The 23,772-nt window shown below is 66.8% G+C and carries 21 protein-coding genes; 7 read left to right on the forward strand and 14 right to left on the reverse strand.

Annotation, left to right across the window (positions count from 1 at the left end; genetic code table 11):
• Positions 1-22: 22 nt before the first annotated feature.
• The 11 genes from DESFRDRAFT_RS02715 to DESFRDRAFT_RS02765 all read right to left on the reverse strand — a co-directional run bounded on the left by DESFRDRAFT_RS02715 (position 23) and on the right by DESFRDRAFT_RS02765 (position 13,398).
• Positions 23-1,456 carry a YIP1 family protein gene (locus DESFRDRAFT_RS02715; RefSeq protein WP_233489542.1) on the reverse strand — a complete coding sequence of 478 codons (1,434 nt, stop codon included), beginning with the start codon at positions 1,454-1,456 and terminating at the stop codon, positions 23-25.
• Between the two features lie 117 nt (positions 1,457-1,573).
• Positions 1,574-2,803, reverse strand: coding sequence for a glycosyltransferase family protein (locus DESFRDRAFT_RS02720; protein ID WP_005990858.1), 1,230 nt, complete (start codon positions 2,801-2,803; stop codon positions 1,574-1,576).
• A 115-nt stretch (positions 2,804-2,918) separates the two neighbouring features.
• Positions 2,919-3,632, reverse strand: coding sequence for a flagellar export chaperone FliS (fliS, locus tag DESFRDRAFT_RS02725; protein ID WP_005990860.1), 714 nt, complete (start codon positions 3,630-3,632; stop codon positions 2,919-2,921).
• 237 nt (positions 3,633-3,869) lie between these two features.
• Entirely contained in the window at positions 3,870-5,564 is a 1,695-nt protein-coding gene (gene fliD, locus DESFRDRAFT_RS02730; RefSeq protein ID WP_005990861.1) for a flagellar filament capping protein FliD, read from the reverse strand.
• Positions 5,565-5,684: 120 nt separating this feature from the next.
• A complete protein-coding gene (locus DESFRDRAFT_RS02735; protein ID WP_005990864.1) occupies positions 5,685-6,578 on the reverse strand; it encodes a flagellin N-terminal helical domain-containing protein in 894 nt (297 codons plus the stop codon).
• A 546-nt stretch (positions 6,579-7,124) separates the two neighbouring features.
• Positions 7,125-7,901 carry a tRNA (adenosine(37)-N6)-threonylcarbamoyltransferase complex dimerization subunit type 1 TsaB gene (tsaB, locus tag DESFRDRAFT_RS02740; protein ID WP_005990866.1) on the reverse strand — a complete coding sequence of 259 codons (777 nt, stop codon included), beginning with the start codon at positions 7,899-7,901 and terminating at the stop codon, positions 7,125-7,127.
• Positions 7,894-8,973: an RIP metalloprotease RseP gene (gene rseP, locus DESFRDRAFT_RS02745; protein ID WP_005990868.1), complete on the reverse strand. Its 1,080-nt coding sequence runs from the start codon at positions 8,971-8,973 to the stop codon at positions 7,894-7,896. Before rseP ends, tsaB begins: the two co-directional genes overlap by 8 nt.
• 137 nt (positions 8,974-9,110) lie before the next feature.
• Positions 9,111-10,367 carry a 1-deoxy-D-xylulose-5-phosphate reductoisomerase gene (dxr, locus tag DESFRDRAFT_RS02750; RefSeq protein WP_005990871.1) on the reverse strand — a complete coding sequence of 419 codons (1,257 nt, stop codon included), beginning with the start codon at positions 10,365-10,367 and terminating at the stop codon, positions 9,111-9,113.
• Positions 10,364-11,890 carry a hypothetical protein gene (locus DESFRDRAFT_RS02755; protein ID WP_005990873.1) on the reverse strand — a complete coding sequence of 509 codons (1,527 nt, stop codon included), beginning with the start codon at positions 11,888-11,890 and terminating at the stop codon, positions 10,364-10,366. The genes dxr and DESFRDRAFT_RS02755 overlap by 4 nt, the downstream gene beginning before the upstream one ends.
• A 15-nt stretch (positions 11,891-11,905) precedes the next feature.
• Positions 11,906-12,700, reverse strand: coding sequence for a phosphatidate cytidylyltransferase (locus DESFRDRAFT_RS02760; RefSeq protein WP_005990875.1), 795 nt, complete (start codon positions 12,698-12,700; stop codon positions 11,906-11,908).
• Between the two features lie 215 nt (positions 12,701-12,915).
• Positions 12,916-13,398, reverse strand: coding sequence for a hypothetical protein (locus DESFRDRAFT_RS02765; RefSeq protein ID WP_005990877.1), 483 nt, complete (start codon positions 13,396-13,398; stop codon positions 12,916-12,918).
• Positions 13,399-13,522: 124 nt separating this feature from the next.
• On the opposite strand from DESFRDRAFT_RS02765, the gene DESFRDRAFT_RS02770 reads away from it, so the two are divergent.
• From DESFRDRAFT_RS02770 to ahbC, 4 genes are all read left to right on the forward strand, one after another.
• Entirely contained in the window at positions 13,523-15,280 is a 1,758-nt protein-coding gene (locus tag DESFRDRAFT_RS02770) for a sensor histidine kinase (RefSeq protein ID WP_005990879.1), read from the forward strand.
• Positions 15,281-15,414: 134 nt separating this feature from the next.
• Positions 15,415-15,822: a response regulator gene (locus tag DESFRDRAFT_RS02775; RefSeq protein WP_005990881.1), complete on the forward strand. Its 408-nt coding sequence runs from the start codon at positions 15,415-15,417 to the stop codon at positions 15,820-15,822.
• A gap of 107 nt (positions 15,823-15,929) precedes the next feature.
• Complete coding sequence (locus tag DESFRDRAFT_RS02780; protein WP_005990882.1) at positions 15,930-16,565, forward strand: class I SAM-dependent DNA methyltransferase; 636 nt, start codon at positions 15,930-15,932, stop codon at positions 16,563-16,565.
• A gap of 75 nt (positions 16,566-16,640) precedes the next feature.
• A complete protein-coding gene (gene ahbC / locus DESFRDRAFT_RS02785) occupies positions 16,641-17,828 on the forward strand; it encodes a 12,18-didecarboxysiroheme deacetylase (protein WP_005990885.1) in 1,188 nt (395 codons plus the stop codon).
• A 231-nt stretch (positions 17,829-18,059) separates the two neighbouring features.
• On the opposite strand, the gene DESFRDRAFT_RS02790 is transcribed toward ahbC, so the two are convergent.
• A complete protein-coding gene (locus tag DESFRDRAFT_RS02790; protein WP_005990887.1) occupies positions 18,060-18,311 on the reverse strand; it encodes a hypothetical protein in 252 nt (83 codons plus the stop codon).
• A gap of 181 nt (positions 18,312-18,492) precedes the next feature.
• On the opposite strand from DESFRDRAFT_RS02790, the gene DESFRDRAFT_RS02795 reads away from it, so the two are divergent.
• From DESFRDRAFT_RS02795 to DESFRDRAFT_RS02805, 3 genes are all read left to right on the forward strand, one after another.
• On the forward strand, positions 18,493-19,743 hold the full coding sequence (locus tag DESFRDRAFT_RS02795; RefSeq protein ID WP_005990890.1) for an HDOD domain-containing protein: 1,251 nt from the start codon (positions 18,493-18,495) through the stop codon (positions 19,741-19,743).
• Between the two features lie 27 nt (positions 19,744-19,770).
• Positions 19,771-20,757 carry a porphobilinogen synthase gene (gene hemB / locus DESFRDRAFT_RS02800; protein ID WP_005990892.1) on the forward strand — a complete coding sequence of 329 codons (987 nt, stop codon included), beginning with the start codon at positions 19,771-19,773 and terminating at the stop codon, positions 20,755-20,757.
• Between the two features lie 115 nt (positions 20,758-20,872).
• Positions 20,873-21,676, forward strand: coding sequence for a hypothetical protein (locus tag DESFRDRAFT_RS02805; protein WP_005990893.1), 804 nt, complete (start codon positions 20,873-20,875; stop codon positions 21,674-21,676).
• A gap of 92 nt (positions 21,677-21,768) precedes the next feature.
• On the opposite strand, the gene DESFRDRAFT_RS02810 is transcribed toward DESFRDRAFT_RS02805, so the two are convergent.
• On the reverse strand, positions 21,769-22,479 hold the full coding sequence (locus DESFRDRAFT_RS02810; protein ID WP_005990895.1) for an acid phosphatase: 711 nt from the start codon (positions 22,477-22,479) through the stop codon (positions 21,769-21,771).
• A gap of 55 nt (positions 22,480-22,534) precedes the next feature.
• A complete protein-coding gene (locus DESFRDRAFT_RS02815) occupies positions 22,535-23,677 on the reverse strand; it encodes a glycosyltransferase family 2 protein (protein WP_005990897.1) in 1,143 nt (380 codons plus the stop codon).
• Positions 23,678-23,772 lie beyond the last annotated feature (95 nt).

Consider the following 23,772-nt stretch of genomic DNA (forward strand, 5'->3'; position numbering starts at 1 on the left):
GGGACCGGGGCGATGAGGGCGTTTACCGGCCGGGTGTGAAGTTTTGCAACATGGCCAGGAGCAAAAAGAGATAGATCGACCACTTGATGAAGATGACGGCCAGGGTCTGGGTGTAGGCCCCATCGTGGACTTTTTTGAGCCCGATGGCCTGGAGCACCATGTACCAGACGAGGATGACCGGGGAGAGGATCTGGCCGGCCACGGGCACGGCCGAAAGAACCGTCGGCGCGGCGCTGTAGCACAGGACGCGAAAGGTCTCGTTGAAGCTCTTGTTGGCGCTGCGGAAAAGCCGCAACAGCAGGTGGGTGATCCAGGCGTCGAGATAGATGCCGCAGGCGATGGCCAGGGGCATGAGCAGGAGCGCGACGAGAAAGCCCAGTCCGGGCGCGGCGGCGGCGGCCCCCAGGGCGTCGGCCTGGCCGGGATCGCCGAGCCTGGCCCGCAGGCCCATAAGCGACCACAAAAAATCGATGACCAGCAGGAATTCGCTGATGAGCAGGTTGAAGACCAGCGCCTTGCCCTTGGGGCGGCCTTCGGGCATGGCGCTGAAAAATTCCACGGGGGAGAGCAGGACCTTTTTGAGCGTGAGGAAAAGGCCCGGAAAGATCCCGTAGGCGTCCACCCGCTCCCAGGGGATGGGATCGGTGACGGTTTCCCGGGGCTTTTTCGTCTCCTCCGGCGCTTCGTCGTCCGGGTCTTCGTCGGCCGGTGGCAGCTTGGAACCGGCGGCGCGTTTGCGCGAGGCGCCGGTGTCCATGGCTTGCAGCCTGGCCCAGATGTCGCGCACGCCGTCGTTTGTCCGCTGGCCGTCGCCCTTGCCGCGCCGTTTCGCACCCACCTCCCGGTCTTCGGGCGCATCCGCCGTGGCCTGCGGCGCGTCGTGTTCCGCGTCGTTGGGGACGATTTCGGAAGCATCGCGGGGGGCGCTTGCCGCATCAGGTTCTTCAGGCCGGTCGTGGTCGGGCGCGGAGGAAAATGCCTCGTCTTCGGCCCGGGCGTGGTCTTCGTCCGCCGCTTCCCGGGCCTTTGCGGCGGCGATTTCCTGGGCCGCCTGGGACCATTGGTGCCCGCGCGCGTGGGGAGAGGCCTGCTCCTCGTGGTCTTCCCCGGGTGTCGCGGCTTCGGCCTGCGACGTGGCGGGATTGGACCGGGGGGAGGCCGGATCGAAATCCTCGGGCGTGTCGTCGTGGCCGGACGGTGATTCCCAATGGGTGACCGGCGGGGAGACCGGTTCCGCCTGGGCGGCGGGGCCGGGTCTGCGCCAGGACGAGGTGTCGCCGAGAGGCCGCGCGGACGCGCGGTCGGAGGCGTCGCTACGGGAATCGGAATCATCATCCGCGCGGAATTTGAACCTATGGCGACATTTCGGACATGTAGCCATGGTCGAGGTCACGGGAACCTTCTTGTCGGGCAATTCCCGAAAATAGCCGCATTGCGGGCAAGTGATGCGCATCATGTCCCTTTCTGAGGCGTCCCGGCGTCGCCGCCGGACGCGAACCGACACAAAGCAGTGTAGCCGCTCCCCGGCGGCAAGGCAACCGGAGGGGATGGCGGAAGGCCGGCCTGGGGCTCGTTACCACAGGCCGGGCAGCAGCAAAACCCTGCCGTGTTGGGGCGTCGCGGCCAGGGCGGCGAAGAACTCCCGGGGCAGGGCCGGGTAGTCGCGGCTGAAATGGTGGGCCTGGCGGCCGGCGGCGGCGTCATAGGCCGCGAGTTTCGCCGTGACGGCCGCGTCGTCGGCGAGCAGGCGGTTCAAGTGGAGCAAGGGGGCGTCGAGGGCCAGGACGACCGGGCCGGCGAGCCCCTCCAGGCGTTCGTGGACCGGCCGGACGTAGCGCGGACCCGTGGGCGGCGCATGGGCGAACAGGCGCAGTTGCAGGTCCGGCCACAGGCCATAGCCCGCTTTGACGTGCTCCGGGTCGGGATAGAGGGTGAGCCTCGGGAAATAGGCCCCGCCGAGCCCTGGCGTCGCGGCCAGCCGGGAAAGCGTTTCCCGGAAACCCGGGCCGGGCCGCTCATCCGGGTCGAGGCTGAGGACAAGTCCGGGGGGGCAAGCGGCGAGCAGGGCGTTTCGCTGGGCGGCGAAATCGCCGCCAAGCGGCCGTGCCAGATGGCGCGCGGGCATACCCAGCCGGGCGGCGGCGTCCCGGCCCCTGGCGGGCACGTCCGGGGCGTCCCAGACGATGACGGCTTTTGGGGCCAGCCCGGCGCAGGCCCCGAAGAAATCGGGCAGTGCCGGCTCGTCCGGCCGGGCCAGCACGGCCAGGGTCACGGGCGCGGGCGCGGGCGCGGTGGATTTGGCCGGTTCCGGCAGCGACACGACATCGGCCAGCATGCGCCGCAGCCAGACGAGGCTTTGGCGGATCTCCGGCGGGCAGGGCTCCGGATTGACGGTGACGAGGGTTTGCGGGCCGAGTTGGGCGGTCATGGCCGGCAGGCAGAAAAGGGCTTGCCGCGACGCATCGGCCAGAAGCTGGCGGTTGCCGGCCGGGCGTGCCCAGGCGAGCCCGCCCGCGTCCCGAAGCCGGGCGGCGGCGACGGTGTCCGGGCACAGGACGGTCAGCGACGTCTCCGGCGGCAGGGCGTCGGCCAGCACGGCGGCCAGATCGCCCGTGCCAAGGCCGAGGAGCAGCACCTCCCGGTGCGTTCCTGCGGCCCGCACGATACGCCCCGCCCGCACGGCCGTGCGCGCGGGATCAGGGGATGGGGCGTCGCCGCCGCGAGACGGTTGCGTCGCCTGATCCCCGAGCCGCCAGGACAGGATCTCGCGTGTGTAGGTAAAATAGGGGTGCGCGTCGGCCACCGGAGCCTCCGTCCGGGGCTGTATCGTGGGATGCGCTTGGAAGTCCATGCCGGCGCGGCCGACGGAAAACGCCCGCACGGGGACCGTGGCGGGCGTTGCTGTCGTAAAGGAGGCCTTATCCCTGGACCCGGCTGGCGGCGTAGGCGGCCATGACCCGGCGCACGGGAGCGGCGGTTGGCGTGTCGACGGTCTCGAATTCCCGCACAGGCGCCTCGACGGGAACATCCGTGGCGGCCGGGGGCGTGGCGGGGGCCGCGCTGGGCACGACCGGCTTGACCGGGGCGCGGGTCGCGGCCGTCGCCGCCGATGCGGGCGCGGCCTTGGGTGACTGGCCGGGGGCGGCGGCTGGGCCGGCCTGGGCCAGATACAGGGCCTGGGCGGCCGGCTTGGCGGTTTGCCCCGACATCGCGCCCGGCTGGAGGGAGGCGGTGGAAGTGGCGCTTGTCGGCACGGTCTTGGTGGCCACATGCTGGTTGGCTTCGCTAAATGCCTCGCGCAGGCCGGTCAGGATGGTCACCACCTCGTCGATCTTGGCCACGTCCATCTTGAGGTTGGCGGCCAGAAGCCGGGCGCTGCAGAAGAAATAGAGCTTTTGCAGCCGGTCGGCCAGATCGCCGCCCTTTTGGGCATTGAGCGAGCCTTGCAGCTCGGAGAGGATGTCCAGGACCTTGGAGATGAGAATGCCTTTTTGGGCGTAGTTCTTCTCGGCGATCTTTTCCTTGGCTTGGCTTAAGAACTTGAGCGCCGCGTCAAAAAGCATGATGAGCAGGTCTCCTTGGGTGGTGGTGGCGACCTGGGTCTGGAAATATGATCTGGCGGCGGCTTGCATGCGCTTTCTCCCTGTTTTCTCCCTTATCGGTGATGCCGGAGAAAACTGAAGGGTGCTGTCGTCGAAGGGACGCGGTTGGAGGATGTTTTAGATTTTAATTAATTGAAATACAAAGAGAAGAAAAATTTATCCCGGCGATGTCCGCCAGCGCCGGCCTGAGGCCGCCTTGGCCGTTGCGCCAGCGGGGGCAATCGTCTCGCATGGTATCCGCCGTGGCGAGGTTCGGTTTCCTTCCGGTTATGAACTGGAGGAGAGGTTTTTTATGGCCGAAGCGAGCTGGTTCTGCTGCTGGTTGTAGGTGGAGAGCAGGGAGTCGACCTTGGCGAAGCGCTTGCGCAGGTTGGAGGCGTAGGTGGCGATGCGGCGCTGCTCGAAGGCGATCTTGTTGTCGATCATGGCCGTGATGTCGTCGTAGTTGTCGTCGAGGATGTGCAGAGGGCCTTCTTTGGCGTCGGTCAATTCGCCGAGCAGATCGATCAGCTCGCCGGTCTTGCCCTGCTTGAGGGATGCGGTGGCGGTGTGGGTGCCCGGCGAGACGTCGATGGCCTTGAGCACCAAGCCGGCTTCGTCATAGCCGTGCTTGCCGGTGATCAGGCTGGAGTTGCTGGAGTAGATGGCCGGATGGCCGTTGATCGTGGCGCCCGTGATCTTGCCGCTGGCGTCGGTGGTGTAGGACAGTTCGTAGGTGCCGCACTTGGTCGTGCCTTTGATGTAGGAGGCGATGGAAATTTCGGAACTGTCCACGCGGCCGGCGTAACTGGCGGCGAAGAGTTCTGCCGCCTTGGTGGCGTTGGAGGCCAGGATGGCGTTGAGGGTAGCGTTGCTGATGTAGAGCAGTCCCTCGTTTTTGGCGCCTTCCTCGGCGTTGGTGAAGATGCCGAGCTGGGACAGCACGGAGTAGGTGTCGGCGTCGTAGTCGAACCCGACGCCCTTGCCGGCCACGGCGGTCTTGAGGTTGGTGTCGATGAGCTGCAGGCCGTAGTTGCCGGTCAGGATGGAGGCCTTCGACGTCGTGGAGTCGTATTTGGTGAGGTCCTGCAGCAGGGATCGCACCGTGTTCATCTGTTCGACGAAGGTTTGGATGTTGTGCCTGACGGCGTCGGTGTCGGTGGACACGGTCAGGTTGACGGTGCCTGTGCTTTTGAGGTTGAGGGTGACGCCTGGAATGAGGTCGGTGACGGTGTTGCTTTCCCGGGTAATGTAGCTGGTCGCGCCCGTGGGCCAGCCGTCGAGCTTGAGCAAGGCGCTGGCGTTGGAGGTGATGGTGTCGAAATCGGAGGCCTGGAAATAGGGCAGGGTGGTGCTGGAGTCGATGGTCAGCGTGGCGGAATCGCCGGTGTCCATGCCGCGCAGTTGGAGAAAGTAGCCGGTGCCGTCATAGACAACGCTGGCCTTGACGCCGGGGTTGTTGGCGTCGTTGTTGATGATGCTGGCGAGGTCGTTCAGGGAGCAGTTGGTGCCGATGTTGTTGGAATAGGTGGTGCCTTTGTAGGTATAGGCGAAGGTCTGGTCTGTGGGGTTTATGTTGATGGACTGGTTGGGGTTGGCGAAAGCGACCTGGGTGACCATGGCCTTGGCCGTGGCCAGGCGGTTCACCTCGATGACGTGGGTGCCGTTGTCCGCGCCGGAACTGGTGGTGGCGGTGAGGACGCCGGAGTTGGTGGAACTGGCCACCTTGACCAGGAATTCGCCCTCGGTGTCCATGCCCTGGAGGGTGGTCTTGAGCGAGAGGAGCTTGGAGTTGAGTTCCTGGAAGGCGTCCTGTTTTTTGACCCAGGACTGTTTCCAGGTTTGCAGCGTGGTGATGCGGCTTTGCTCGACCTGGACGAGCTTGGTGATCAGGGAGTTGAAATCCGTGCCGTTGCCAAGCCCCGTATAGGTGACCTGGCCGGATGTGCTTACTGGTTTGTAGGCGCTGACCGTGCTGGACATTTCGCTACCCTGAAAAAAGAGTTGGCCCCATACGGGAGATTCCGGTCGGATCTAAGCAACTCTTATGCCAAAAACCGGTCGGGCCGTGTCCCGCGGCCCGACCGGTCATGAACTCGAGGCTTAACCTTGGATGAGCTGCATGGCCATACGCGGCAGGGAGTTGGCCTGGGACAGCATGGCCACCGCCGACTGGGTCAGGATCTGTTGCCGCACGAACTGGGTCATTTCCGTGGCCACATCGACGTCGGAGATCTGGGATTCGGCGGCCTTCAGGTTTTCGCCCTGGATCTGCAGGTTGGAGATGGTGTTCTCCAGGCGGTTTTGCAGGGAGCCCAGGTTGGCGCGGATCTTGTCCTTGGACACGATGGCCGTCTGGATGGCGTCGAGGGCCTTCTGGGCCAGCTCCTGGGTGGAGATGCTGCGCCCGCTGGCGCCCGATGCCGCGCCAAGGCCCACGCCCAGGGCCGAAGCGGTGGAGGTGCCGATCTGGACGTAGTAATAGTCCTCGGCGCTCTGGTTGCCGGAGCCGAAGTGCACCTTGAGCTTGCCCGAAGAGTTGAGGCCGGAGCCGGTGTGGGTGCTGGCGGACAGGTTGCCGTTCAAAAGATAGATGCCGTTGAAGTCCGTGGCGTTGGCGATTCGGGTGATTTCCGAAGCCATGGCCTGGTATTCGGAGTCGATGATGAGGCGCTGGTCCGAGGTGTAGGTGCCGGTGGCGGCCTGTTCGGCCAGTTCCTTCATGCGGATGAGCTTTTCGTCCACGACCTGGAGCGCGCCGTCGGCGGTCTGGATCATGGAGATGGCGTCGTTGGCGTTTCTCACGCCCTGGTTGATGGCGGCGACATCGGCGCGCATGAGCTCGCGAATGGCCAGGCCGGCGGCGTCGTCGGCGGATGAGTTGATGCGCAGGCCCGAGGACAGGCGCTGGGTCGAAGTGGCCAGGGCAGAATAGGAATTCGAGAGGTTACGGGCCGCATTGGCGGCCATTCCGTTGTAATTGATGCTCAGCGACATGGTTGTTTCCTCCTTGAATGGATGCGGGCGTCCTTGCCCTTCGTGCTTTCCCGGTTGCGGCCGCGGGCCCTCGACCGACGACAACCGGTTGCGTGCCTTTTTCACCGTTCTTATCGACGCCGCCAAATCGATTCTTTAGCGTCCCCCGTCGGGCCGTGAGAAAAAATTCAAGACGGTCTGGAGCGACGATTCGCGGGAAACAGGAAGAGGCCCATGATGGCCTTGCGGCCGCAACCGTCGGCTTCCCGACGCCGCCGGTTTTGCTTCACGTGGCGGTATCGGCGGCTAACAGCTTCGATTTGCTGCGGTTGTTCGGAGAAAAGGCGGGCGTCGCGGAATTGACGCGACCCTTCGCGCGTCGGAAGGGCTACGCGAAAAGCCCAACGGGCCGTTGCCCCGGGCGGCGGCGGCGTCGACGGGGCCGGGGCGCGGGTGTTTTTTTGAAGCGGGTGGCGGCGGGTGAAACTTCAGGAAGGGGGCGCGCGCGGCGGGAGAACCCGTTGAAAGGGGTTTCCCTTTCGCGTCCCGCTCCGTCTTCGGAAAAACTCATTCCCGTGTGACCGCGTCCTTGAGCATGGTCCGGGCCGTTTCCGGGGACAGCCCCCGGCCGGCGGCCAGGGTGGCCAGGTTTTCCTCGGCGTCGGACGGGCGCAGGTAGAGGGGCTCGACCTGGCCGGGGCCGTAGGCCGCTTGCCGGGCCAGCTTCAGCACGGTGTCGGGGTCGGGCTGGTCGCCGTCCCCGGGGATGGCGGCCAGGGGCGCGGCGCGAAGCAGGGCGGCCCGGTGGCGGGTCGCGCCGTCACCGACCAGGGTCAGCGGCCCGACGGCGGCTCCTTCGGCGACCCGGGCGGCGGCGGCGTCGAGGAAGAGCGCCTCGGGCGGCCCCATGGGCACCAGGTCGCCGTCGGCCAGGAAGGGCTGGAGGTAGACCTGTCCGTTTCGGGCATGGGTGACGGCGATGACCGCGCCGGTGGCATGGCGGGCGGCCGAGGCGGCCAGGAGCGGCAGATATTCGAGGCCGGCCATGGGCGCGCCCGTGGCCAGGGACAGGCCGAGCGCCGTGGCCAGGGCCACCCGGATGCCGGTGAAGCTGCCCGGGCCGCGCACGCAGGCGATGCCGGCGAGGTCCGCCGGGGCCAGTCCCGCCGCCGTCAAAATGTCGGCGACCATGGGGGCCAGGACCGCCGCCGCGTGGCCGGTGGCGGCGTTTTCACGGACCAGCGTCTCCCGTCCGGGCCGTCCAAGCAGCACGGTCAGGCGCGGCGAGACGCCGTTTATGACGAGCAGCGGCCCTGCGGCCGGCAAGGGGCGCGCGTCAGCCATTGAGCACGCTTAACTGCCGGCGGATGTCGTTGACCGTGGCCAGAAGCATCAGCGCGATGAGAAAGGCCAGCCCGAGCCTTGTGGTCAGCGCCCGCATGCGGGGGCTCACCGGTTTGCGCATGATGATTTCCAGGGTGTAGAAAAGCAGGTGGCCGCCGTCCAGGACCGGGATGGGCAGCAGGTTCAGCACGCCGAGGTTGACGCTTATAAGCGCGGCCAGGGCCACCACGTTGCCGATGCCCTCCGCCGCCTGCTTGCTGACCATCTGGGCGATCATGATGGGGCCGCCGAGGCTGTCCAGGGGCACCACCCGCTCGATGAGCTTGAGCAGGCCCGTGTAGGTCACCGCCACCACGTCCCAGGTCTGCCTGACGGCCTCGCCGGCGGCCGAGCCCGCGCCCATGGGCACGGCCCGGGTCTTGCCCGAGGCCACGATGCCGACCAGCGGCGCGCTTTCCTTCTCGCCGAAGAGGTTTTTGATGGTGCGCATGACCGGGGTCAGGGTGAAGGTCAGGTCCTTGCCGTCGCGGCGCACGGTGAGGGCGACGGGCTTGCCGCCGCCGCCCCGGATGGAACGGGCCATCTCGTCCCAGTTGGCCACGGGAGCGCCGTTTATGGCCGTGATGGTGTCGCCGGCGGTGATTCCCGCCTGTTCCGCCGGGCTGTCGGCCTGGACCTGGCCGACCACGGGCAGCATCTCGAAACGGCCCTCGGCCACGAGCAGGCACCAGAAAAGCAGCCAGGCCAGGAAGAAGTTGAACAGCGGCCCGGCCGCCACCACGATCATGCGCTGCCAGGCCGGGCGCAGCTTGAATTCCTCGTGCGGGGCGAAACCGTCCGGTATGGGATCGTCCGGGTCCTGTCCCACGAGCTGCACGTAGCCGCCGAGCGGAATGGCGGAAAGCTGGTAACGGGTCTTGCCCCGGGTAAATCCCAGCAGTTTGGGGCCAAAGCCCAGGGAAAAGGTGGCCACGCCCATGCCAAAGGTCCGGGCGGCCAGGAAGTGCCCCAGTTCATGGAAGAAGATGAGGCCCCCCAGAACCAGGGCCACGGCGACGATGCTTTGAATCATGCTGACTCGGGTGCTCCCCGGCGGTCGTATCAGGCGTCGGGGGCGGGTTTTGCGCGGCCGGCCCGTCGCCGGAACACTCCGGTCGGGCGCGCGGCCGATGCATTATAATAAGCGGCCTTGGCGGCGAGGCAATGCCGTCAGGCGCGCTTTGCCGTCTCCAGGGCGCGCCGGCGCGCCCGGGCGTCGAGGTCCATGATGGAGTCCGCGTCCGGGAGCGCTTCCCCGGCGTGGGCGGCGAGGGCGTCGGCGATGGCCGAAGCGATGCCCATGAAGGGAAGGCTGCCTTGAAGGAAAAGCGCGACCGCCACCTCGTTGGCGGCGTTTAGGACCACGGTATGGCTCGCTCCGGCGGCCAGGGCGTCGCGGGCCAGCCCCAGGCAGGGAAAGGCGTCGTGGCGCGGGGCCTCGAAGGTGAGGCTGCCGAGCGTCACCAGGTCCACCCGGGGCACGGCCAGGGGCAGGCGCTCGGGGTAGCCCAGGCAATAGGCGATGGCCACCCGCATGTCCGGCGGCCCCAGATGGGCCAAAAGGGAACCGTCGTGGAGCTGGGCCAGGGAATGGACGATGCTTTGGGGATGGACCACCACATCGACCATGGACACGGGCAGGCCGTAGAGCCGGCAGGCCTCGATGACCTCCAGGCCCTTGTTCATGAGCGTGGCCGAATCGACGCTGATTTTCGGTCCCATGGCCCAGGTGGGGTGATTGAGCGCCATGGCCGGGGTGACGGCGGCCAGTTCGTCGGTTTGCCGGGTGCGGAAGGGGCCGCCCGAGGCCGTCAGCACCAGTCGCTCGACCAGGGCCAGGTCGGGAAGTCCCGCGCCGCCGAGGGCCTGGAACAGGGCGTTGTGCTCGGAATCCACGGGCAGGATGACCGCGCCCGTGCGCCGGGCCGTTTCCCGGATGAGGTCGCCGGCAAGGACGAGGGACTCCTTGTTGGCGAGCGCCACCACCTTGCCGGCGGCAACGGCGGCCAGCGTCGGCAACAGCCCGGCCGCGCCCACGATGGCCGAAACGACCACGTCGGCCTCGGGGAGGGCGGCCAGGGCGGCGTAGCCTTCCGGGCCGACAAGGATGTCCGGGGCATAGCCGGCCGGCAGGAGCTTTCGCAGGGCGTCGGCGCGTTCGTCCGTCAGCACGGCCAGAACCGGCGGTCGAAACGCCGCCGCCTGTTCGGCCAGAAGCGTCACGTTGGTGGCTCCGGCCAGGGCGGCCACGGCGTATTTGTCTGGATGTTCGGCGGCCACGCGCAGGGAGCTGACGCCGATGGAGCCGGTGGCGCCGAGCACGGCAAGCCGCCTCGGGCGGCTGGGGGCCGGCACGTCGAGGGAGGTGATGTACCCCACGCCCAGGGCGTCGGGAGACGATATCGCGTTTGGAGAAGAGTTGGTCATGCGTCGCGGTTGGCTTTGGCCGGCTCGGCGGCCCCGGGCGGGGTGATGCCGTAGCGGCCGAGTATTTCGGTGATGCGGGCGGACAGGTTGGCGGCCACCTTGCCGAGGGCGGCCAGGTTGATGCAGACGTAGAGGTCGACCTTGTGGGAGGCCATCTCCCACAGGCCCACCAGGGTCCTGGTCAGGTCGGGCTCGATCTGGAGCAAACGCAGGCGTTCCTGCATCTCGGCCGCGTTTCTGGGGCGAAAAAGAAAAAACTCGGGCGCGTCGCCGTCGTCCTCGAAAAACTGCTTGCGCCGCACCTTGTTGAAGCCGGCGTCGACGAGCCCTTCCACGGTCTCCTTGGGGGCGCGCCGGGTGCGGGCGGTCTTGATCTGGATGCGCCCGGCGTCGGCCTCGCCTTTTTCCCGCAGCAGGTAGGCGAAGTCGAATTCCATGATGTGTTCGAGCACGAGGCCCAGCCGGGGCGCGTCGAAGGAGCCGGCCATTTGCACGATCCAGGCCGCCTCCTTGGGGGAGAAGTCCCGCAGGGCCCGGGTGAAGTCCTCGCGCACCACCCGCATCGAGGCCGCGGCGCCCACGCACAGGGCCACGATCTGTTCGGCCCGCAGTTCCTGGGCGTCGTCGTCGGCCTCGGCCTCCCCGCTGCCGGCGGCCGCGCCGTACCGCGCCGTGACCGCGTCCACGGCGGCGACCTGGGCGGCAAAGGCCGCTTCGTCGCGGTCCGGGCGTTTTGCCCATTGGGGAATCTCGGCCCGGGCGAGCACCGACAGGGCGGTTTCGAGATGGGACCGGCCTTCCGTGGAGGCGGCGGCCTCGTCGAAGGCCGTCTGGACGCGGGTTTTGGAGATGGCCTTGGTCGTGCCCTTGAGCTTTTGCAGCACCGCGTCGAAGGGAAAGGCGATGATGAGGAGCTGGCCTTCGCGGGAGATGCGGTAGCGGCGTTCGGCCAGGATGTCGTCGTAGGCCCCGCGCACCTCTTCCTTGATGAAGCGCTCGATGTAGGCCCGCCAGTAGAGCTCGTCGAAGACCAGGGTGGAGGTGATCTCGTCGATCTTGGCCAGGGAGGCCTCGCCGAAGTGGCGGATGATGGCGTCGCTGAAATTGTCCTTGATCAGGCACGAGGCATAGACCGCGCCCTGGAGGCATTTGACCACGACCGTCTCTTTGCGCTCCAGGCGCCGGGCCAGCTTTTGCTTGGCGGAGGCATCCCCCACGGCCTTGGCCTTGCCGTAGTGGTTGAGCTCGATCAGGTAGGCGGAGAAGTGTTCCTTGATGTACTCGTGCCCCGGGTGCAGCCCTTCGGTCCGGCGCAACAGCATGTCCATGAGTCCCTGCTGCTCGGTTTCGAGCAGGGGAAACTCGTCGATCCGGCTCCGGTTGGCCTTGAGAAATTCCAGAAAAACCCGCTCCTCCAGCACTTCCCGGCGGGCTTTGATGGCCTTGAGTTCTTCCAGGCGTTCGAGGCAGACGTCGAAACGGGCTTCGCGTTCGCCCGGCGGCGCGGCAACGGCATCGTCCATGCCTGACGACCTCCTTTACCCCAGCCCGAGCAGGGGCCGGCCGGCTGCGTAGACCAAGATGGCGGGCAGCAGCCCGTCGATGCGGTCGAGCACGCCGCCATGGCCCGGGAGCAGGTTTCCCGAGTCCTTGACCCCGGCGGCGCGCTTGAGCGCGGATTCGAAAAAATCGCCCATTTGGGAGACGCCGGCCATGATCAGGCCCATGCCGGCCAAGGCCAGCGGCCCGGGCGCGAAGCGCGCGGACGCGGCAAAGACCGAGGCGACGATCGCCGAGGCCAAAAGGCCGCCGCAGGTGCCGGCCCAGGTCTTGCCCGGGCTGACCGCCGGCCAGACCTTGGGTCCGCCGATGAGGCTCCCCGCGTAGTAGGCCCCGGTGTCCGCGGCCATGACCACGGCCAGGACGAAGACCGTTCCCAGGGGGGAAAAGACGCACAGAAAGCGCAGGGGAAAGGCGACGTAGAGGAGCGCCGCGGCCAAGGCGGCGCGCGGTGGATCGGTCTCGCCCCGGCCGGCGAAGCGGCCGAGGAACGTGAACTGTTCGATCCAGAAGGCCAGCCCCAGGGCGAGGCCGGCCACGGGCCAGCCGCCAAGGACGGCGCTGCCGACGACGATAAGCCCGAGGGCGAGGCCGATCGCCTCCAAAAGCGGCCCGGGGCGGCCGGTCATGGCGAAGAATTCCCGCATGGCCACGGCGGCGGCCACGGCGGTCAAAAGGGCCAGCAGCCAGCCGCCGACGGCCACGGCCACGGCCAGGACCGGCAGGCCCACGGCGGCGGTGAGCAGGCGTTGTCGTTGTGATCCGGCAGGCATGGGCGCGTGTCGCTATCTCCGGGGCGGCGCGGACCGTGCCCCGCGTTTTCGGGAAGCGTTCTGACCGTTCCCGGCGTTTTGGCAACAAAAACGGCGTGTCACCCCTTCGGTCTCGTGAGGCGACGCCGCGTATCGGCCGCGAAAGCGCGGCCCGGCGTCCCTGGTAGAGCAAAAGCGCGGCGTCGTCCAATCCTCCGCCTCGCGCCCCGTGGCGGTCAGTCCCACCAGTTGACCGGTTCGAAGGTCACGGGCATCACCCCGGCAAGTCCCGGCAGCACCGCCTCTTCGACCAGGGCGCGCAGCCGTCCCGCCAGCTTTTTGTAGTAGATGTCCATGTCCACGACGAACCAGGGGTCGCCGTCGACAAGGCCCTGCGAGGCCATCATGATGTATTCGAACCCCTGGCCGAACCGGCCGGCCCCGGTCGTGGCGTCGGCCGCCTGGGCGAACCGGCCGAACCGGTCGAACACGCCGGCCAGGGCGGCCCGGCGATCCGGCTCGGGGTCGGGATCGGTCTGAAAGGTCAGGGTGATGTAGCCCGAGCCGTCCGGCCGGACGAATTCGGCGATCTTGAGCACGCCGTCCTTGGGCGCGCCGCCAAGGCCCAGGTCGAGACGGAATCCGGCGAATCCGGCCAAGTGCTCGTGGGCCTTCAAATCCCGCAACTGCTTGATGAGGTCGATCACGCCCTCGGCCATGCTGCCTCCCGCCGGTCGGGGCCACGGACGATTCCTGGCCGCTTGTAAAAGCCTTTCCGGAGACGTATGCTTTTTTCATGTATTTGGCCACCGTGATTCCGCCCGCCGCCGCTGGAGGGACCCTTTGAGCGATCGCCATTACTATCAGTCCCTGACCCGCAGCATGGTGGCCTGGGTGGCGGTGGTGGCGCTGGCCCCGCTTCTGGCCTGCGCGGTCATGCTCGGCTACCAGTTCCATACCGCGTATCGGGCCAAGGTGGTGGAGCACCTGGAAGAGCTGGTGCTCAAACACACGCAGCAGGTGGGGTCGTTTTTGCGCGAATCCGCCGCCGAGCTGCGGGTGCTGGCCGATCTGACCCCGTTTTCCTCGCTGAGCGGCGACATCTCCCTGGGCGCGCTTTTGGCCACCATGCAAAAGGAGCACGGCGGGGTGTTCGTGGACCTGGGGCTGGTCGATGCCGCCGGGAAGCTCGTGTCCTATGCCGGGCCCTACCGCCTGGGCCGGGCCGATTACGCCGATTCGCCGTGGTTCGCCGCCGCCAGCAAAAACGATGTGACCGTAAGCGACGTGTTCCTCGGCCTGCGCGGGCTGCCCCATTTCGTGGTGGCGGTGCGGCGCTCCCATGACGGCCGGGAATACATCCTGCGCTCCACCATCGACTTTGCCGCCTTCAACAAGCTGGTGGAAAATATCGGCCAGGGGGCCACGGGGCAGGCGTTTATCTTAAGCGCCCGGGGCGAGCTGCAAACCACGCCCAAGCGGGGGCTCCAGATCGACGCGCCGTTTTTGCGGGCGAGGATATGGAGCGGCGCGGGCGGCGCGCCGGCCATGGCCGCCGACAAGGTCATGGTGTTCACCCACGAGTCCCCGGAGTCGGGACGCCGGCTGCTTTACGTCGCGGCCGTGCTGAAAAACGGGGATTGGGCCCTCGTCTACCAGCAGGACGAGGCCGACGCCTTTCCTTCGCTCTATCGGGCCAGGGTGCTGGCCATCGTCATCGTGTCCGTGGGCGTGGTGCTGGTTTTGGTCGCCGCCTGGTGGCTGGCCAAGCGCATGGTCGGGCGCATCGCCACGGCCGACGCCGAGCGCGACCTTCTCAATGACCAGGTCATCGAGGCCGGCAAGCTGGCCTCGGTCGGCGAGCTGGCCGCTGGCATCGCCCACGAGATCAACAACCCCGTGGCCATCATGATGGAAGAGGCCGGCTGGGTGACGGACATCCTGGCCGACGACGACCACGACACGCCCGAGAACATGGCCGAGATGCGCCGGGCCCTGGACCAGATCCGCCTGCAGGGAACGCGCTGCAAGGAAATCACCCACAAGCTCCTGAGTTTCGCGCGCAAGACCGACGAACGCATCAAGGAGCTGGACCTCAACGCCCTGGTGGCCGAGATGGCCGAGCTGTCCGACAAGCGCGCCCGCTACGTCAACGTGCGCATCAAGACCGATCTGGCCGAGAACCTGCCCCATGTGGCCGGCTCGCCCTCGGAGCTCCAGCAGCTCGTGCTCAACCTCGTCAACAACGCCCTGGACGCCATGGAGAAAAACGGCGGCGACCTGACGCTTGCCACCCGGCTGGCCGGCGATCACGTGGAGCTTGTCGTGTCCGATACCGGGCACGGCATGCCGAAGGCCGTGGCCGCCCGCATTTTCGAGCCCTTTTTCACCACCAAGGCCGTGGGCAAGGGCACGGGGCTGGGCCTTTCCATTTGCTACGGCATCGTCAAGAAGCTCGGCGGCGAGATCACCGTGGAATCGGCCCCGGAACAGGGCGCGACCTTCCGGATCTCCCTGCCCTCGGCCGGCCACCCCGAACCCCAGGCCGCCACCCAACCATCCGGCCCCGAAGACCCGAAAGCCGACGCGGAGCGGTCCTAAGCGCTCCGTCCCCGGGCAAAGGCTTGGTGATATTTTTCCCCCCGCGAAAAGTTTTTGAGGGTGGGGGCCCGGGGGAGGGAATTTTTTTCAAAAGTTCCCTCCCCCGGACAACATCAAAAAGGTTTCAAGCGCTCATGAGTGACAAACCGTTGCGGGTTCTTCTCATCGACGACGAGGCCGGCTTCACCGAAGTGCTGGCCAAGCGCCTGCGGCGGCGGGGGCTCGAGGTCCTGGTGGCGTTTTCCGGCGCCGAGGCCGTGCGCACGCTGCATGAAAACGCCTGCGACGCGGCGGTGTGCGACCTCAAGATGGTGGATATGGACGGCATCGAGGTGCTCAAGATTTTCAAGAAGATGGTCCCGTCCATGCCCGTGATCATGCTCACCGGACACGGCTCCGAGGAGGCGGCCAAGGACGGCCTGGACGCCGGGGCGGCCGATTACCTGCTGAAACCTTGTGATATCGACGAGCTGCTGGCCAAGATCACGGCCGCCATTACGCGGTCCCGCCAGTCGGCGTCGCCCGCCGCCGATCCCTCCTGACATTTCCTCCTTGACGCCGCGCCGGGAATCTGGTCGACGGCAAAGGCCGCCGCGCATGGCGGACCGGCCTTTTTTTGAGTCGTACGCTTGGCCGGAGGGAGACATTCATGGATGACAACGTCGCGCTTTTCAATGCCCGGGCCGAGGCCTGGGACGCCAATCCGTTCCGCCGCAAGCTGGCCGGCGACATCGCCGCCGCCATGGAGCGGGTCGGGCTGTTTCGGGAGCCCGTGTCCGATGCCCTGGATTTCGGCTGCGGCACGGGGCTATTGACCCTGGAACTGGCCAGGCGTTGCCAGCGTGTCACCGGGCTCGACTCCTCGCCGGGCATGCTGGCCAAACTCGACGCCAAGATCGAGGCGGCCGACCTCGACAACGTGGCCACCATCCTGGCCGACATCGGCGCGGGCGACCCCCTGCCCGGGACCTACGACCTCATCGGCAGCGCCATGGCCCTGCACCATGTCGCGGACATTCCCCCCGTGCTGGAACGGCTGCTCAAGGCCGCGAACAAGGGCGCCCGCCTGGCCCTGGCCGATCTCGACAGCGAGGGCGGGGCCTTCCACCCCGACAACGAGGGGGTCCACCATTTCGGCTTCGATCGCCTGGAACTGGCCGACATGCTGGCCGGATGCGGGTTTACGGATATCGACGCGACCACCGCCGCCACCATCGAGCGGCCGGGCAAGGACGGGGCCGTGCGCGCCTTCACCGTGTTTCTCATGACCGCCAGAAGGCCGTAAGCGGACACGCCCCCTACCGCGTTGGTCGAAAATGTATTATAGGGCCTTCCCACCCAACGAAACAGAGGATTTTTCATGATCGGCATATCCAAGCTTTACTGCGGCGGGGTGGAGCCCTCCGACGCCCTGCGTTACGGCCGCCAGTCGGGCAAGCTCCCGTCGCACCTGCTCCAGTTTTCCGCGGACAAAAAGCCCGTCGTGGTCTGGAATATGACCCGGCGCTGCAACCTCAAGTGCGTGCACTGCTACGCCAAGGCCGTGGACCCGGAGGGCGTGGACGACATCGGCACCGAGGAAGCCAAGGCCATGATCGACGATCTGGCCGCCTACGGCGCGCCGGTGATGCTTTTTTCCGGCGGCGAGCCGCTCGTGCGCAAGGACCTGACCGAGCTTGCCTCCCACGCCACCTCCCGGGGCATGCGGGCCGTCATCTCCACCAACGGCACGCTCATCAGCCGCGAAAAGGCTCGGGAGCTCAAGGCCGTGGGTCTGTCCTACGTCGGCATCTCCCTGGACGGCGGCGAGGAAGTGCACGACCGCTTCCGGGGCGTGGCGGGCTCTTACAAGAAGGCTTTGGCCGGCATCGAGAACTGCCAGAAGGAAGGGCTCAAGGTCGGGCTGCGCTTTACCATCAACAAGCGCAACGCCAGCGAAGTGCCGCTTCTTTTCGACCTGCTGCGCGACCTCGAAGTGCCGCGCATCTGCTTTTATCATCTGGTCTACTCCGGCCGCGGCTCGGAGCTGATCAAGGAAGACCTGGACCACGCGGCCACGCGGGCCCTGGTCGACCTGATCATGGACCGCACCCGGGCCCTGCACGATGCGGGGCATCCCAAGGAAGTCCTCACCGTGGACAACCACGCCGACGGCCCCTACGTCTACATGCGCTTGGCGCGCGAGGACCCCAAGCGCGCGGCCGAGGTGGCGGAGCTGCTCTCGTTTAACGAAGGCAACAGCTCCGGCCGGGGCATCGGCTGCATCTCCTGGGACGGCAAGGTTCACGCCGACCAGTTCTGGCGGCACCACGTGTTCGGCAACGTGCGCGAGCGGCCGTTCTCCCAGATCTGGGACGACCCGAACATCGAACTGCTGGCCAAGCTCAAGGACAAAAAGCGCTACGTCACCGGGCGCTGCGCCACCTGCCGCTATCTCGCCATCTGCGGCGGCAACTTCCGGGCCCGGGCCGAGGCCGTCACCGGCGATGTCTGGGCGCCCGATCCGGCCTGCTACCTGACCGACGACGAAATTCGCCCTGAAGAGTAAAATTCGAAAAGACGTGCCGGGGGGAAACCTTTCTTGCAGAAAGGTTCTCCCCCCGGACCCCCCTTCCAAAGACTTTTAACGGTTACAGCCTGTTAGCGTTACGCTGCCTGTAACCGTCAGAAGTTTTTGGGAGGGGAGAGCGCGAGAGGGGGACCCTTTTTTCAAAAAGGGTCCCCCTCTCGCATTCGCGCTGGCGAAAAGCCGGCGGGGCGGCGCGGCCGCCGCGGGCGGTTAAAACAGGGTATGCTGGTCGTTGCGGGAGCCCCTGATGCGCAAAAGCGCCTTTTCGGCCTGGCGGCGCATGCGGAAGAGCGTCCGCACACAGGTCAAGTCGTTTTCTCCGGCAATGGCCGAAAGGGCTTCCAGGGCGATGGCCAGGCGGGCCTTGTCGTCCGTTGCGGCGGCCATGGCGGGCACGGTCTCCGCTTCCACGATTTTCCTGGCTTCCTTGGCGGTCGCCAGCGATGCCACGCTTGCGCTCATGAAACGGTCCCCCGAAATGTTTGCGTCCGTAGAGTGACGGTTGCTTTACGGCGGCGGTCATACTCTCCATGCGGGGGGCTGTAAAGCGTTCTCGAGCCGGTTGACCATGTCCGGGAAAAAAGAATATGAAGAAGCGTATGTGAAGCGGCCTGTTGGGCGGGCGGCAACGAAGGAGCACATCGTGGGCAGGTTACCCCTGGACGCGCTGGAACCGGGCATGACACTGGCGTCAGACCTCCTTGGGCCTGACGGCAACATGCTGTTGCCCAAGGGAATGACGCTTACCGACAGCCATATCGGGAGCCTGCGCAAGCGTGGCGTGGTCGGCGCGGACGTGACCGAGGGCGCGTCGTCGGACGAAGCCGGGATCGCGGACATCCCGCCGGCGCTCGTCGAGCAAAGCGCCATCTATGTTTTTCGCCGGTTTCTGGCCAACGACATGTCGCACCCGGCCATGGCCGCCCTGTTCGAGACCGCCGTCCTGAAGCAGGCGCGGGCGCTTCTTTCGGGCGCGGAACTGCCGCCGGACATCCCTCCCAACCCCCGGGCCGAATCCATGGGGGACCTCTTTTTCCGCGAGGAGGGCGGGGTCGACGACCTCGTGGACAGCGAGGTGAAGCTCGCCTCGTTCCCGGACATCTATTTCAAGATCCGCCAGGTGCTCGATTCGCCGAGCAGCTCCTCAGGCCAGGTGGCCGACGTCATCAGCAAGGACACGAGCCTTACCGCCAAGCTCTTAAAACTCGTCAACAGCCCCTTTTACGGCCTGCCCCACCGCGTGGATTCCATCTCGCGGGCGGTGATGGTCCTCGGCGGCCAGGAAGTCTCCACCCTGGCGCTCGGCATTTCGGCCATGAACGCCTTCAAGGACATCCCCCCGGAACTCATCAACATGCGCACGTTCTGGGAGCATTCCGTGGCCGTCGGCGTCTTCGCCCGGCTGATCGGGGACGTCGTTGGGGCAAGCAGCGGCGAGCGGCTGTTTGTGGCCGGGATCCTGCACGACATCGGCCGGCTGGTGCTTTTCAAGAAGCTGCCCCATGCGGCGGTGGAAGCCATCTATTACGCCAAGGCCAACATGACGCCCCTTTTCGTGGCCGAAAACGAGGTGGTGGGCTTCGCCCATCCCTTGGTCGGGGGGCTGCTGCTGCGGGCCTGGAAATTTCCCGAGGCGCTGGTCGGCATCGTCACCTGCCACCACAAGCCCTCGGCCTGTCCGGGCGACATCGAGCCGGCCATCCTGCATCTGGCCGACATCATGGCCGTGGCTCTGGGGCACACCCCGCCGGCTTCGTCCATGGTGCCCACCCTCGAAACCGAAGCCTGGGACATGCTTGGTCTCGCCCCCGAGCGCCTGCCCGAACTGGCCGCCGCCGGCCAGGACCAGATAGACGACATTGTGGGCGCGTTCTTCCCCATCCGTAAACACTGATCCAACGTCAGCGAAGCGAGGACTGTCATGGTTTTCGGCGAGTTTCATCGCGGCCGTCGGCTGCGCCGCACGCCTTTTTTGCGCGACATGGTGCGCGAAACCGAACTGCGCCCGGACGACCTCATCCAGGGCTATTTCGTGGTCGATACGGCCGACCCGAATTTCGAGCGTCCCATATCCTCCCTTCCCGGCCAGAGCCAGCTTTCCGTGGAGCGCCTGGTCGCGCGGGTGGGCGCGGCCATGGAGGCCGGGTTGCGTTCGGCCATCATCTTCGGCCTGCCCGAGAAAAAGGACCCGGTCGGTTCCGGGGCCTACGCCGATGACGGCATCGTGCAAAAGGCGGTGATGCGCCTCAAGGAGACCTATCCCGAACTGGTCGTGGTCACCGATGTGTGCCTGTGCGAATACACGAGCCATGGCCATTGCGGCCTGATCGACGGACGCGGCGAGGTGCAAAACGATCCGACCCTCGAGCTTCTGGCCAAGACGGCCGTGAGCCACGCCCGGGCCGGCGCGGACATCATCGCCCCCTCGGACATGATGGACGGCCGCGTGGGAGCCATCCGCATGGCCCTCGACGATGCCGACTTCAGCCACATCCCCATCATGTCCTACGCCGTCAAGTACGCCTCGTGCTTTTACGGGCCGTTTCGCGACGCCGCCGACAGCACGCCGGCCTTCGGCGACCGGCGCGGCTACCAGATGGACCCGGCCAACGTGCGCGAAGGCCTGCGCGAGGCCGCGGCCGACCTGTCCGAGGGCGCGGACATGCTCATCGTCAAGCCGGCCATGCCCTATCTCGACGTGGTGCGCCTGCTGCGCGACAATTTCGACGTGCCCCTGGTCGCCTACCAGGTCAGCGGCGAGTACGCCATGCTCCAGGCCGCCATCGCCAACGGCTGGCTCGACGGCAAGGGGGCCATCCTGGAGTCGCTGACCGGCATCAAGCGGGCCGGCGCGGACATGATCATCACCTACTTCGCCGAGCAGGTGCTGCCCTGGCTGTCGAAGTAATCGAAGAACCGGGCCGTCGCGCCCGCAGTCGCGACGGCAGCGTCCCCGAAGATCCGGCCCGGGCTTCGGGGACGTCGCGTTTTCGCGGCAGGCCGGGCTTGCGGGGAAAGGCGTCATGGAACAGTCGACCGATGTCCGCCAGGCCGTGCTCGGCGCGGCCACCGGCTACGCCCTGGAGCAGGTGCTGCCGTTTGTCGTTTCGCTCAAGAAAACGGGATACGCCGGCCGGATATGTCTTTTTGTCTGGGATATGGACCAGGGGGCTTTGCGCGTGCTGGAGCGCCTCGGCGTGGAGCTTTATCCCTGCGCCTCGCAGCGCACCGACAAGCGGTACACGGTGACGGGGGGGCGTTTTTTCGTTTTTCGGGAATTCCTGCTTGGACAAAAGGACCGCTTGGAGCGGCTCATGCTGACGGACGTGCGCGATGTCGCTTTCCAGCGTGACCCGTTTACGGGCCTGAGCGAGACCGGAGCGCATTGTTTTCTGGAGCGGGAAGACCATTGCCTTGGCTCGGAAACGTTCAATGCCGACGCCATGCGCCGGGCCTACGGGGAAGACGCGCTGCGGGAACTCGCGGACAGGCCCATTTCCTGCGTGGGCGTCACTGCCGGCGATAGGGATTCCATGTTGGCTTATCTTGACGCGTTGACCGACGAGCTTGCGGCCATGGCGGAAGATTTTTTCGGCTCGGACCAGGCCGCCCACAACCGGATCGTGCACGCTGCCGGGGCGGCGTTCGTCCGGCTGCACGGCAGCGACACGCCCCATGTCCTGCACATGGGGCTCGTGCCGCCTGGGGATGTGCCGCTCGATGCCCGCAGGGCCGTGTGCAACAGCAAAGGCGACGTCGTTGCCGTGCTGCACCAATACGACCGCCATCCGGAGGTTGCCGCGCGCCTGCGGGAAAGTCTTTTTTGACAGGCGCGGGCCGGCTCGCGCAGCCGCGTGCGGCCGTGATATCGTAAAGGGGAAAATCGAAATCCCCGGCCCGGTTCACGGGGACGTTTGCGTTATTGCGGCAGGCCGAGGACCCGGCGCGTTTCGGCCCGGGCCCGGGCATAGGCTTCCATGAAGACCGGATCGTCGAACAGGAACGCCGCGATGACGGTCCCGGCGATGCGGCCCGCCGCCACGTCGCTCGGGTAGTGCACGCCCCCCAGTTCCCGATTGAACCGATAGACTTCCGCCCTGGCGTAGATGGCGTCCGCGTGTTCGGGCAGCATGTTGGCCAGGATGATGGAGGTGACGGTGGCGAAGGTGGAATGCCCGCTGGGATAGGAGGCATTGTGGGGCTTGGGCAGGCAGGGGGTCAGGTCGGGATTGGTGACGTAGGGCCTGGGGCGGTCGAAATGTGCCTTGGCCGGGCCGATCAAGGCGTCGGCGGCCGTGCGCGTCATGTCGAAAAACGCCGCCGTCAGAGGCAGGTTGTCGGCGGTGAAGGCCGGGCCTATGGCGTCGGTGAACCGGAAGACGGTGCGTTTGGCATCGGCCTGGGCCAGGGCGACCTGTTCCGGGGTGCGGGATTTTTGCAGGGTCATGAGCAAGCGCATCTCCGCGCGCTGTATGGCCGATCCCACGACGGGCGGCGGCGGCAGCAGCCGGACGAAATCGATCTGTTGCGCTGTGAGGCCAAAGGCCTGCGACTTGGCCAGGCCGGTTTGCGGCACGAGCAACAAAAGCAGCAGGGCGGCAAGCAGGCGATAGGTCCGTGTCCGGTGCATAGGGTCCTCCTGGGGTTTTGGCCCGCTCGGGGCGTGGTTCCGGATGCGTCGGCGTTTAGCGCCCGCCGCCGGCCGTGGCGTCGTAGAAGGAAAAATCGAATGTTCCGGCCCGTTCCTCGGCCAGCATGGCTGGCACGCCCTGCTTGGCCATCCAGGCGAAGACCGAACTCGTTTTGAGCGCGTCCAGGGCGGCCAGGGACGGGGCGAAGGGATTGTCCGCGCCGGCCGGGAAACCGGGCCGGGGCGGCTGGCCAAGCCTTGTCAGGTCGGCCCGCAGCACCGCCCAGAGTGTCCCGTACCCGGCGAAAAGGGCCGCAAGCCCGGCCCACCAGGCCGCCTTGAGCGCGGCATCGGCCTTGCCGGCGGCGATGGCGGCGTCCAGCACGTCGAGGACGGTGTAGCTTACGTACAGCGCCTCCAGGTACAGAAACATTGGTTCTTCCAGGGTGATGCACGTTTCCACGCGCTCGGCGTGGGGCAGGCCCAAAACGGCCAGGATGTAGCCGGGAAGGTCCTCGCAGGTAAGGGCGCGGCGCACCACCGGTTCGCGGCACCATTTCCAGTAGCGCTGGGACATGGCCAGGCGGGTGATGCGCCGCGTCTGCCTTGCCCGGGCGCGCCGGTCCACCCACAGCGAAAGCCCCAGGGCCTTGATGCGGCCGCACAGGAAATGGTCCTCGCAGACCTCGCCGCCGAAACCGGCCATGCCGCCGCAGGCCTCCCAGACCGCCCGGCGCAGGAGGAAGACGTTTCCCGGCGCGAAGTCCGTGACCCCGTCCTTTTCCAGATTGTGGTTGTCGCCGAAGGCGCGCTGGTAGCGCGAGACCAGGTCGTCGCCCGAAAGATAGGCCACGGGCCCCGATACGAGGCCGATATCCTCCCGTCCGGCCAGGGGCAGGCAGGTTTCGAGCCAGGTGGGCACCACGCGGGTGTCGCAGTCCATGGCCAAAAGGGAGGTGGAGGATCCGGCGGAAATGCCTTCGTGCTTGGTGGCCGGGATGCCCCGGTTCGTCTCGTGGCGCAGCAGGGTCACCGGCACCGGGCAGGGGGGCGGCGCGTAGGGCGTGGCCGAGCCGTCGTCGACCACCACCACTTCCCGGGGAAGCAGGGTCCAGGAGGCAAGGGCGGCCAAAAGCCCGTCCACGAAGCGGCCGTCGTTGTAGGTGTAGGTCACAAGGCTCACATCGACCGTATCCATGCCTCTGTCTCCCGTCCGCCTTGCCACCGGGCGGCCAACCATTATATCAAGCGGACCGTCCGGTCGCGCGCGCCTTGCCGGCGCGGCCGCGCGCA

The sequence above is a fragment of the Solidesulfovibrio fructosivorans JJ] genome, from assembly GCF_000179555.1.
Lineage (GTDB): Bacteria > Desulfobacterota > Desulfovibrionia > Desulfovibrionales > Desulfovibrionaceae > Solidesulfovibrio > Solidesulfovibrio fructosivorans.